9 protein-coding genes are annotated in these 11,999 nt (G+C 69.6%); 8 read left to right on the plus strand and 1 reads right to left on the minus strand.

Features of this window, described 5'->3' with window-relative positions; genetic code table 11:
* Positions 1 to 1,260: an OmpP1/FadL family transporter gene (locus tag ACLBX9_RS10975; RefSeq protein ID WP_447718959.1), complete on the minus strand. Its 1,260-nt coding sequence runs from the start codon at positions 1,258 to 1,260 to the stop codon at positions 1 to 3.
* Positions 1,261 to 1,958: 698 nt separating this feature from the next.
* On the opposite strand from ACLBX9_RS10975, the gene ACLBX9_RS10980 reads away from it, so the two are divergent.
* The 8 genes from ACLBX9_RS10980 to ACLBX9_RS11015 form a co-directional block, all read left to right on the plus strand.
* On the plus strand, positions 1,959 to 3,680 hold the full coding sequence (locus ACLBX9_RS10980) for a long-chain-fatty-acid--CoA ligase (RefSeq protein ID WP_447718960.1): 1,722 nt from the start codon (positions 1,959 to 1,961) through the stop codon (positions 3,678 to 3,680).
* 57 nt (positions 3,681 to 3,737) lie between these two features.
* Entirely contained in the window at positions 3,738 to 4,142 is a 405-nt protein-coding gene (locus tag ACLBX9_RS10985) for a MerR family transcriptional regulator (RefSeq protein ID WP_202882056.1), read from the plus strand.
* A gap of 411 nt (positions 4,143 to 4,553) precedes the next feature.
* On the plus strand, positions 4,554 to 5,690 hold the full coding sequence (locus ACLBX9_RS10990; protein WP_158169058.1) for a thiolase family protein: 1,137 nt from the start codon (positions 4,554 to 4,556) through the stop codon (positions 5,688 to 5,690).
* Positions 5,687 to 8,011, plus strand: coding sequence for a 3-hydroxyacyl-CoA dehydrogenase NAD-binding domain-containing protein (locus ACLBX9_RS10995; protein WP_447718961.1), 2,325 nt, complete (start codon positions 5,687 to 5,689; stop codon positions 8,009 to 8,011). The genes ACLBX9_RS10990 and ACLBX9_RS10995 overlap by 4 nt, the downstream gene beginning before the upstream one ends.
* Before the next feature lie 4 nt (positions 8,012 to 8,015).
* A complete protein-coding gene (locus ACLBX9_RS11000; RefSeq protein WP_158169056.1) occupies positions 8,016 to 9,806 on the plus strand; it encodes an acyl-CoA dehydrogenase C-terminal domain-containing protein in 1,791 nt (596 codons plus the stop codon).
* A 76-nt stretch (positions 9,807 to 9,882) separates the two neighbouring features.
* Entirely contained in the window at positions 9,883 to 10,191 is a 309-nt protein-coding gene (locus ACLBX9_RS11005) for an SCP2 sterol-binding domain-containing protein (RefSeq protein WP_158169054.1), read from the plus strand.
* A 61-nt stretch (positions 10,192 to 10,252) separates the two neighbouring features.
* A complete protein-coding gene (locus tag ACLBX9_RS11010; protein ID WP_010683582.1) occupies positions 10,253 to 11,002 on the plus strand; it encodes an electron transfer flavoprotein subunit beta/FixA family protein in 750 nt (249 codons plus the stop codon).
* A 63-nt stretch (positions 11,003 to 11,065) separates the two neighbouring features.
* Positions 11,066 to 11,999, plus strand: a 934-nt coding sequence (locus ACLBX9_RS11015; protein ID WP_447718962.1) for an electron transfer flavoprotein subunit alpha/FixB family protein, incomplete at its 3' end; no start/stop codon positions are given.

Below are 11,999 nucleotides of genomic sequence, written 5' to 3' on the forward strand. Positions count from 1 at the left end.
TCAGTATTTCCGGATGATGGGTGCGGGTGCTGGGGCTTGGGGTGCGCCGAAGACGTAGCGGAACCCGACGGAGACGACGTCGGCGCTGGAATCGACCACGCCCGCGAAGGCGATGTTGCCGACGTTGTAGTCGCGCCCGATGCCGGCCAGGATCCGCGAGCGGTCGAGGAAGAAGTGCGAGTAGGCGAGGTTGAGGGTCAGCTGCTGGTTCCAGCGGTAGCTGGCGCCCACGGAGGCGATGTAGCGGTCGCCGTCGGGCAGGCGCACCGAGCGGTTGGAGAAGTCGATCGGCGAGGTCTCGTAGGCAAAGCCCGTGCGCAGGGTCAGGTTGGCGGAGGCGTCGTACTCGGCGCCGATCGCGTAGGTGTAGCCGTCCTTGTAGTTGAGCGGCAGGTTGTTGACCGGCAGGCCGAGCGTCTTCGACACGATGCCGATCGAGCCCAGCCTCGACCAGTTGTCCCACTCGAAGCCGAGGTTGACCCGCGCCACCGGGGTGATCGCCTGGGTGAGGCCGACGCTCAGCTTGTCGGGCGTGTTCAGCTTGGCGCGGACCTGGCCGGCCAGCGGCGCCAGCGCGAGCAGCGGCACGCCGATCGAGCCGTCGATGTCGTGGTGGACCGAGGAGCGGTAGCCGATGCCCAGCACGGTGCCGTCGCGCGGCGTGATCGTGGCGCCGGCGGTGAAGCCCACGCCCCAGGACTCGCCCTTGAGGAAGCCGCTCGGGTAGGCGACCGGCGAGATCCCGGGGATCGGCAGCGCCTGGCGCAGGGTCAGGCGGAAGTACTCGATGTTGGGCCCGGCCGCGAGCGCGAGCCACTCGTTGACCTTGAAGCCGATGACCGGGTTGAACGCCAGCGAGAAGATCCGGGACGAGCGGCCGTAGACCTCGCCGGCCCACACGTCGCGCGGCTTGGTCACGAGGCCGAAGGGGGCGCCGGTGGACAGGCCGAGCCAGAGGCGGTCGCTGAGCTGGTAGGAGGTGGCGCCCGCCGGCACGACGGCGCCCTGGCCGATGTCGCCGGAGCCGCCCAGGCCGGCGAAGGCCGGGTTGGTGCCGGGCGCGGGCCGGATCTCGGAGGACAGGCCGATGAAGGTGAGGTTCTGCTCCGAGACGAAGCCCGGGTTCATGGTGATCGTGGCCGGGTTCCAGAAAATCGACGACACGCCGCCCGAGCCCGACGCCGCCCCCGCGTACGACAGACCCTGGGCCTGCGTGCTCTGCTCCCGGATCCCAAACGCACCCGCATGCGCCCCCGTCATTCCACAGACCGAGGCAAGCAGCGCGGCCGCTCCGACACGAAATCCGATGTTGGCAACCATAGCTTTTCCCCCAGATCTGCAGATCTCATCGATGCAGAAAGATAATTTTTTGTTTTGTTACGTGTGGCGACTTCTGTCTCAGGCCCGTCACGGCTTCGCCTGGCACCGTGACCTCACCGGACATCGCCGTTCGCAAGATCGGCATCATGACCTATACGTCATCAAAGTGACTTAAGGGGTATAAAACTGCAAGGTTGAGACGCCGCGTTTGGCGGTTGAAACCGGTTGCAGCCGGTCGAGCCGCGGTGGGTGTGCCCTTTTGGCACCAATGCCGGCACAGTTTCGACGCGGACGGCACCGCTTCTGCCTCGCGCGACCGCGCGGGCCCACGCGCTTACGCTCTCGGGACAGATTGCGCCGGTCGTCTGCCTTCGACGCGGGCGTCGGTACGGCGGGCGGACGCTCTCACGCACCCGGTCCGCCCAGCCCGTTCGCGATCCTCGCATCGTCCCACGCGAGCGGCGACGCCCGGCGTGCCACGCGCGTGCGCGATCCGTGGCCCGGGAGCGTCCGACGCCCGTTCGCCGATCGGGCTTGCACGAGTCTGACCTATTGGGATATTAGTTGACGTATACGTCAGTCCTGGCCTGCCTAAGCGAAGCGCTCCGGAGAGAGCCGAGCAGGAGAGGGAGGGGAACATGTCGGCCATTCACATCGATGGCGTGCGCGGCGAAGCGGCCGCGTCCGCTCAAGCACGGCGACAAGTCGCTGGATCGAGCACGCTGCCGGATCTTCTCGATCAAAGCGTGTCGCGCTTCCCGGACCGGCCGGCGCTCGAATTCTGTGGGCGGGCTTGGACCTATCGCGAGGTCGGCGCTCTGGCCGATCGGTTGGCGGCGGGTCTCGCACGGCTGGGAGTCGAGCGCGGTGTCCGGGTCGGACTGTGCCTGCCCAACACGCCGTATTTCGTGGTCTTCTACTTCGCCGTCCTCAAAGCCGGTGGAACCGTCGTCAACTTCAACCCGCTCTACACGTCCCGGGAATGCGCGACCCAGATCCGCGACTCGGGGACGACGGTGATGGTCGTGTCCGACATCGCCCGGATCTACGATCCGGTCGCCGCGGTCGCGGACGAGGCGGGGTTGCGCCACCTGGTGGTCTGTCCGCTCGCGGACGTGCTGCCCCTGGGCCGGGGCGTTCTCTACCGCCTGTTCAGGCGGTCGGAAACCGCCCGGGTGCCGGCGGATGCGCGGCACGTCCGCTGGGCCAGGCTGGTCGGGCGATCCAGCGGATCCCGGACGCGTGCCACCGTTCGCCCCGACGATGTCGCGCTGCTGCAATATACCGGCGGGACGACCGGCACGCCCAAGGGGGCGATGCTGACCCACGCCAATCTCGCCGGGAATGTCGCTCAGCTGGCCCCGCTCGTCCGGGAGGCGGGCTTGCGGGACGGCCGCGAGCGTGTCCTGGCCGTCATCCCGCTATTCCACGTCTTCGCCATGACGGTGGCGATGAACCTCGCGCTGAAGATCGGCGCGCAGATCATACTCGTTCCACAGTTCAAGATCGATCAGCTCCTCGCCACCATCGCCCGAACGCGGCCGACCTTCTTCCCCGCGGTCCCGACGCTCTTCGGGGCCATCAACAAGGCGGCGGAAACCGCGACGGTCGACCTTGGATCGATCCGGCTGTGCATCTCGGGCGGTGCCCCGCTGCCGGCCGAAATCGCCGCCCGTTTCGAGGCGCTCACGGGATGCCGCGTGTCGGAGGGCTACGGCTTGACGGAGTGTTCGCCGGTCGTCTGCGTCAACCCGTTCGATGCCCGCCGCCGCGCCGGGTCGGTCGGTCTGCCGCTGGCGGACACGGCCATCGAGATCCGCGACCCGCGTCACCCGGATCGGATCCTGCCGCCCGGCGCGAAGGGCGAAGTCTTCGTCCGGGGTCCGCAGGTCATGGCCGGCTACTGGCGCCGTCCGGCTGAGACGGCCGAAATCCTTCTCGACGGCGCGCTGAAGACGGGGGATATCGGCTACCGCGACGCGGACGGCTTCCTGTTTCTGGTCGACAGGATCAAGGATCTGATCCTCTGCGGCGGATACAACGTCTATCCGCGCCAGATCGAGGACGCGCTCTACGAGCACGAGGCCGTCGAGGAGGCGGTCGCGATCGGCATTCCCGACGCGTATCGCGGCGAGAGCCCCAAGGCTTTCGTGAAGCTGCGCGCCGGGCATGATACGACGCCGGAGGCGCTTCGGGTTTTCCTGGCGGCGCGGATCTCGAAGATCGAGCTGCCGCGGGAGATCGAGATCCGGGCGAGCCTGCCGAAGACGGCGGTCGGCAAGCTGTCGAAGAAGGAACTGGTCGCGGAGGAGCGCGACCGCGCCGATCGCGCGGCCCTGGACAGGCGGGCGTCGGCATGACGTTGACGCTCCATAGAGTCCAGGAATACGGTGGCCTCCCGTTCGAGAAGGCTCTCTGTGTCCGACACACTGTATACTGTGACCCAACTCGCCAAGGAATTGGGGGTCACGGCGAGGACAGTCCGCTTCTACGAGGACAAGGGGCTTCTCAATCCGCAGCGGGCCGGGAACACGCGCATCTTCGCACACCGCGACAAGGTGCGGCTGATCCTCATCCTGCGGGGCAAGCGCCTGGGCTTCTCGCTGCGCGAGATCAAGGACTACCTCAATCTCTACGACGTCGATCCGACGCAGAAGGAGCAGTGGCGCGACCTTCTGAAGAAGATCGAGGGCCGGATCGATCAGCTCGTCGAGCAGCAGAAGGCCCTCGTCGAGACGCTCGGCGAGTTGGAGAAGCTCAAGCACTACGCGCTGGCCGCCCTCGAAACCGCCAAGCCGGCCAACACGCGGCGGGCGCGCTAGAGCGCTCTCCGCCGGTTCGGCGCCAGGACGCGCGCCCGAACCACGCTTCCGAGCTCTGTCCGGTCGCGCTGCCGCGGTTCACGACCGCGTCCTGCCGGGTATCCGATGGGACGATCCCACCCATCGTCCTCATCCTGAGGCGCCGGAACGCAGCGGAGGCCTCGAAGGAGCCCTCCAGCCGGCCGCGCGATTCCGGGAGCCCTCCTTCGAGGCTCGCTGCGCTCGCACCTCGGGATGAGGGTGTCGGGTTGGAAGGCCGCCTTTCCGAGCAAGGCCAGTCCCGCCGCGGCGCGTCGCGAGCGGGAACCGCCCGCGGACCCCGTCTCGAAACACGCGCCTGCGCCGCTCCGCTTTCCCGCGGGCGGCCGTCACCCCCGCACGCCCCCTTCGTGATCGTTCCGAGAGGATAGCATGACCGACGTCTTCATCGCGGGCTACGCCCGCTCGCCCTTCACCCTGGCCAAGAAAGGGGCTCTCGCCCGGGTCCGCCCGGACGACCTCGCCGCGCAGGTCGTGCGCAAGCTCGTCGCCGATACCGGCATCGCCTCGAAGGACATCGAGGATCTGATCGTCGGCTGTGCCTTCCCCGAGGGCGAGCAGGGCTTCAACGTCGCCCGGTTGATCGGTCTGCTCGCCGACCTCGACCTCAGCGTCGGCGGCGTCACCGTGAACCGCTTCTGCGGCTCCTCGATGCAGTCGGTCCACATCGCGGCCGGGCAGATCATGCTCGGGGCCGGCGAGGCCTTCATCTGCGCGGGCGTCGAGAGCATGAGCCGCGTGCCGATGATGGGCTTCAATCCGATGCCGAACCCGGCGCTCCACGAGAAGCGGCCCGGCGCCTACATGGGCATGGGCGACACCGCCGAGAACGTCGCCCGCCGCTGGCAGATCACCCGCGCCGATCAGGAGGCCTTCGCGGTGGAAAGCCACCGCAAGGCGGCGCAGGCCCAGGCCGAGGGGCGGCTCGCCGCCGAGATCGTGCCGATCGCCACCAAGGCCGGCACCGTCGAGGCCGACGGCTGCATCCGGCCCGATGCCAGCGCCGAGGGGCTCGCCGGCCTCAAGCCGGCCTTCCAGCAGGACGGTTCGGTCACCGCCGGCACCTCCTCGCCGCTGACCGACGGCGCCTCGGCGGTGCTCGTCTGCAGCGCCGCCTATATCCGCCGCACCGGCCTCAAGCCGCTGGCACGGATCGCCGCCGTCGGCGTCTCGGGCTGCGAGCCGGAGATCATGGGCATCGGTCCCGTCGCCGCCTCGCGGAAGGCCATGGCGCGGGCGGGCATCACCGCGGACGCGCTGAGCGTGGTGGAACTGAACGAAGCCTTCGCCTCCCAGGCGCTGGCCTGCATCCGCGACCTCGGCCTCGACGAGACGACCGTCAACATCGACGGTGGCGCCATCGCACTCGGCCATCCTCTCGGCGCCACGGGCGCCCGAATCGTCGGCAAGGCGGCCGCGCTGCTCGCCCGCGAGGGCGGTCGCTTCGCGCTGGCCACCCAGTGCATCGGCGGCGGCCAGGGCATCGCCACCCTTCTGGAGCGCGCATGATGACCGGGATCCGCAAAGTCGCCGTCATCGGCGCCGGGGTCATGGGCTCCGGCATCGCCGCCCATGTCGCCAATGCCGGCGTGCCGGTGCTCCTCATGGATGTCGTGCCGGAGGGCGCCGCCGACCGGAGCGCGCTGGCCAAGGACGCCATCGCCAAGATGCTGAAGACGGAGCCCGCCGCCTTCATGGCGCCGCGCGCCGCCAAGCTCGTGGAGGCGTGCAACATCGAGGACCATCTCGACCGGCTCGGCGAGGCCGACTGGATCATCGAGGTGGTGGTCGAGCGCCTCGACGTGAAGCAGGCCCTCTACCGGCACATCGATGCGGTGCGCCGGCCCGGCACCGCGATCTCGTCCAACACCTCGACCATCCCGCTGGACGCGCTGATCGAGGGGATGCCCGAGGCGTTCGCGAAGGACTTCCTGATCACCCACTTCTTCAACCCGCCGCGCTACATGCGGCTCCTGGAGATCGTCACCGGCCCGCGGACCGATCCGGCGCTGGCCGCGACGGTCGCCGGCTTCGCCGACCGCCGGCTCGGCAAGAGCGTCGTGCGCTGCAAGGACCGGCCGGGCTTTATCGCCAACCGGCTGGGCATCTTCTGGATCCAGAACGCCATCGCGGCGGCGATCGACCTCGGCGTGCCGGTGGAGGAGGCCGACGCCGTGATGGGTCGCCCCTTCGGCATCCCGAAGACCGGCGTGTTCGGCCTCGTGGACCTCGTGGGCCTCGACCTGATCCCGCACACCACCAAGAGCCTGCGGGCGGCCCTGCCGGCGGAGGACGCGTTCCACGCCACGTACCGCGAGATGCCGCTGATCACGACGCTGATCGCGGAGGGCCATACCGGCCGCAAGGGCAAGGGCGGCTTCTACCGCCTGAACCGCGCCGGCGCGCAGAAGACCAAGGAGGCCATCGACCTCAAGACGGGCGAATACCGGCCGTCCGCCAGGGCGGACCTGCCCGGCTTGAAGGAGGCGAAGGGCCCCCGCGCGGTGCTGGACCTGCCGGGCCGCGTCGGCGGCTACGCCTGGACGGTGATCGGCCCGACGCTGGCCTATGCCGCCGGGCTCGTGGGCGAGGCGAGCGACGAGATCGCCGCCATCGATGAGGCCATGCGCCTCGGCTACAATTGGAAGTGGGGTCCGTTCGAGCTGATCGACCGGATCGGCGGCGCCTACGTGGCCGAGCGGCTGGCGAAGGACGGCCACGCCGTCCCGCCGATCCTCGCCGGGCTGAACGGCCGGACCTTCTACCGCGTCGAGAACGGACGCCGGCAGGTTCTGACAGTCGGGGGCGACTACGAAAACATCGTCCGTCCCGAGGGCGTGCTGCGGCTGGAGGACATCAAGCTCGCGGGCAAGCCGCTCCTCAGGAACGGCTCGGCGGCCCTGTGGGACATCGGCGACGGCGTGGTCTGCTTCGAGTTCACGTCGCAGAGCAATGCCCTCGACGAGCAGATCCTGGTCCTGCTCGGCAAGACCATCAAGCTGGTCAGGGACAAGTACAAGGCGCTGGTGGTCTACAACGAGGCCTCCAACTTCTCGGTCGGCGCGAATCTGGGTCTCGCGCTGTTCGCCGCCAACATCGCCGCCTGGGGGGAGATCGAGAAGCTGGTCTCGCTCGGCCAGCAGACCTATGCCCAGCTGAAATACGCGCCGTTCCCGGTGGTCAGCGCCCCCGCCGGCATGGCGCTCGGCGGCGGCTGCGAGATCCTGCTCCACTCGGACGCGGTGCAGGCCCATGCCGAGAGCTATATCGGCCTCGTGGAGGCCGGCGTCGGCCTCGTCCCGGCCTGGGGCGGGTGCAAGGAGATGCTGGCCCGCTGGCAATCGGCGCCGAAGCTGCCCAAGGGGCCGATGCCGGCGACCGCCAAGGTGTTCGAGACGGTCTCGACCGCCACCGTCGCCAAGTCCGCCGAGGAGGCCCGCGACCTCCTGTTCCTGCGTCCGACCGACGGCATCACCATGAACCGGGACCGGCTGCTCGCCGACGCCAAGGCCAAGGCCCTGTCGCTGGTCGAGGGCTACGCGCCGCCCAAGCCCGTGACGCTGACGCTTCCCGGCCCGTCCGGGGCGTTGGCCCTGCGCATGGCGGCCGAAGGCTTTGCCCGGCGGGGCATCGCCACGAAGCACGATCTCGTGGTGGCGGCGGAACTCGCCGCGGTGCTCTCCGGGGGCGAGGCCGACAGCCTCGATCCCGTCGACGAGGCGGCGATCCTCGAGCTCGAGCGCGAGAGCTTCATGCGCCTCGTGCGGACGGAGGCGACCCTCGACCGGTTCGAGAGCGTGATCGAAACCGGCCGGCCGGTGAGGAACTGACGCGATGCAGACCTACAAGGCTCCCCTGCGCGACATGCGCTTCGTGCTGCACGAGCTGCACGCCGACCAAGAGGCCCCGGTCCTGCCGGGCCTGGAAGACTTCACCCCCGACGTCGCCGACGCCATCCTCGAGGAGGCGGCGAAGTTCTGCGAGGAGCGGCTGCTGCCGCTGAACGCCTCCGGCGACGCGGAGGGCTGCCTGCTCGAGAACGGCGCGGTCCGCACTCCGAAGGGCTTTCCGGAGGCCTACCGGGCGTTCCGGGAAGGCGGCTGGACCGCGATGGGGGCGGATCCGGCCTATGGCGGCCAGGGCCTGCCGGCAGGCATCAACAAGCTGGTCGAGGAGATGATCTGCTCGACCAACCTGTCCTTCGGCCTCTATCCGGGGCTCAGCCACGGCGCCTACAAGGCGCTGGCGGACCACGCCTCGGAGGAACTCAAGGCCGCCTACCTGCCGAAGCTCGTGGACGGGACCTGGGCGGGCACGATGTGCCTCACGGAGGCCCATTGCGGCACCGATCTCGGCCTGCTGCGCACCCGCGCGGTGCCGCAGGCGGACGGCTCCTACACGGTGACCGGCTCGAAGATCTTCATCTCGGCTGGCGACCACGACCTCACCGAGAACATCATCCATCTCGTCCTGGCGAAGCTCCCGGACGCGCCGAAGGGCGTGAAGGGGATCAGCCTGTTCCTCGTGCCGAAATTCCTGCCCCGGGCGGACGGGACGCCGGGGGAGCGCAACGGCGTCTCCTGTAGCGCCCTCGAGCACAAGATGGGCATCAAGGCCTCGGCCACCTGCCAGATGTCCTTCGACGACGCCACCGGCTGGCTCGTCGGCGAGCCGCACAAGGGCATGCGCGCGATGTTCACGATGATGAACAGCGAGCGCCTGTCGGTCGGCATCCAGGGGCTGGGGGCCGGCGAGGCCTCCTACCAGGGCGCCGTCGCCTATGCGCGGGAGCGGCTCCAGGGCCGCTCGCTGGTCGGCACCAAGCGTCCGGATTTGCCCGCCGACCCGATCATCGTGCACCCGGACGTGCGGCGGATGCTGATGACGATCCGCGCCACCAACGAGGGCTGCCGGGCGCTCGGTGCCTGGGTCGCCCGCAGCCTCGACGTGATGGAGCACCACCCAGACCCCGCCGAGCGGCGCCGGGCGGAGGATTTCGCCGCGCTCATGACCCCGGTGGTGAAGGCGCTGTTCACCGATCTCGGCTTCGAGGCCGCGAGCATCGGCATGCAGGTCTATGGCGGCCACGGCTTCATCCGCGACCACGGCATGGAGCAGTATGTCCGCGACGCCCGGATCTCGATGATCTACGAGGGTACGAACGGCGTGCAGGCCCTCGATCTCGTGGGCCGCAAGCTCCCGGCCCATGCCGGGCGGTACCTGCGCAGCTTCTTCCACCCGGTGCTCGCCGCCCTCGACGCGGCGATCGAGGACGATGACCTGTCGTCTCTGGCCCAGCCGCTGGCCAAGGCTTTCGGCGCGCTGCAACTCGCCACCGCTCACATCGCCCAGCGGGGCCTCAAGGATCCGGAGGAGGCGGGCGCCGCCGCCACGGAGTACCTGCGGCTCTTCGGGTTGGTGGCGCTCGGCTACATGTGGCTGCGCTCCGCCAAGGTCGCCCACACGGCGCTGAAAGCCGGCACGGACGAGCGCGACTTCTACGAGGCGAAGCTCGCCACGGCCCGCTTCTACATGGAGCGCGTCCTGCCCCAGGTCGCGGGCCTGCTGGCGGCCGTGAAGTCCGGCAAGGGCGCGATGATGGCGCTCGACGAGGCGATGTTCTGACGCGAAACCCCGCGCCCTGCCCGAAGGCCGGGCGGGGGGCATGCGTTCATTCCAGGCGAAACGACGGAGGCGAGCGATGGCGGAACTCGGGCAACTGGTCGAGTCCATCGAGGAACGGTCCGAGGCGCTCAGCACCCTCGGTTACCGGGTGCGATTCGATCTCACCGATGGCGGCAGCATCCTGGTGGACGCGACCGGCGGCGGCGTGAACGTTTCCACCGGCGAGGGCGGCGAGGCCGACACGGTGATGAAGCTGAGTTCCGACAACCTGCTCAAGCTGGTGCGCGGCAAGCTGAGCCCGATGATCGCGTTCTCCACCGGCCGCCTGAAGGTCCAGGGATCGCAGGGCGTGGCGATGAAGCTCGCCGGCTTGCTCGACGCCTGATGCCGCCGCGCAGGACGTGACGCCGGTCACCGGCGATCGGAAGATCTCTAGGAGAGGCAGGATGAAGGTTCTGGTGCCCGTGAAGCGGGTGGTGGACTACAACGTGAAGATCCGCGTGAAGGCCGACGGCTCCGGGGTCGAGCTCGCCAACGTGAAGATGTCGATGAACCCGTTCGACGAGATCGCCGTCGAGGAGGCGATCCGGCTGAAGGAGAAGGGCACGGTCAGCGAGATCGTGGCGGTGTCGATCGGCCCGCAGCAGGCGCAGGAGACGCTGCGCACGGCGCTGGCCATGGGCGCCGACCGCGCCATCCTGGTCAAGACCGACGTCCCTTGCGAGCCGCTGGCGGTGGCCAAGCTGCTGAAGGCCGTGGTGGAGAAGGAGAGCCCGCAGCTGGTCATCCTGGGCAAGCAGGCCATCGACGACGACGCGAACCAGACCGGCCAGATGCTCGGCGCGCTGCTCGGCTGGCCGCAGGGCACCTTCGCCTACAAGGTCGAGGCCGGCGAAGGCAGCCTCGACGTCACCCGCGAGGTCGACGGCGGCCTGCAGACGGTCAGCCTGACGCTGCCGGCGATCGTCACCACCGACCTGCGCCTCAACGAGCCGCGCTACGCGAGCCTGCCCAACATCATGAAGGCCAAGAAGAAGCCGCTCGACGAGCTGGCGCCGGACGCGCTGGGCGTCGACGTGACGCCGCGGCTGACCGTGCTCAAGACCGCCGAGCCGCCGGGCCGCTCGGCGGGCGTCAAGGTCGGCTCGGCCGCCGAGCTCGTGCAGAAGCTCAAGGTCGAGGCCGGCGTCATCTGATCCGCTCCGCGCGGCTCCCGCCCCGGTCGAGCCCCGCGCCCCCCTTCGAGGACACACACGACCATGACGACACTCCTCTTCGTCGAGCACGGCCACGGCCAGATCAAGGACGGCACCCTCAAGGCGCTCTCCGCGGCCCGGGAGATCGGCGCGCCGGTCCACGCCCTGGTGCTGGGCGCCGGCTCCGGGCCGGCGGCCGCGGCGGCGGCCAAGCTGGAGGGGGTCGAGAAGGTCCTGCACGCCGAGGACGGCGCCTACGACCACGACCTCGCCGAGCCGGTCGGCGCGCTGCTGGCGGCGATCGCCGAGCCCTACGACACGATCATCGCCTCGGCCTCGACCACGGGCAAGAACGTGCTGCCGCGGGTGGCCGCGCTCTTGGACGTGGCGCAGGTGTCCGACATCATCAAGGTGGTCTCGCCGGACACGTTCGAGCGTCCGATCTACGCCGGCAACGCGATCCAGACCGTGCAGGTGCCGTCGGGCAAGCGGGTGATCACGGTGCGCACGGCGGCGTTCAAGGCGGCGGCCGAGGGCGGGGCGAGCGCGCCGATCGAGCCGGTCGCGGCGGCCGCGCCGGAGGCGGGCGGCTCGCGCTTCAAGGGCGAGGAGATCGCCAAGTCGGATCGTCCGGAGCTGGCCTCGGCGCGGATCATCGTGTCGGGCGGGCGCTCGCTCGGCTCGTCGGACCAGTTCCACGCGCTGATCGAGCCGCTGGCCGACACGCTGGGCGCGGCGGTGGGCGCCTCGCGGGCGGCGGTGGACGCCGGGTACGCGCCGAACGACTGGCAGGTGGGGCAGACCGGCAAGGTGGTGGCGCCGGACCTGTACGTGGCGGTGGGCATCTCGGGCGCGATCCAGCATCTGGCGGGCATGAAGGACTCGAAGGTGATCGTCGCCATCAACAAGGACGAGGACGCGCCGATCTTCCAGGTGGCCGATTACGGCCTCGTCGGCGACCTCTTCCAGGTCGTCCCAGAACTCCAGGCCGAGATCG

Source organism: Methylobacterium sp. A49B (genome assembly GCF_053346215.1).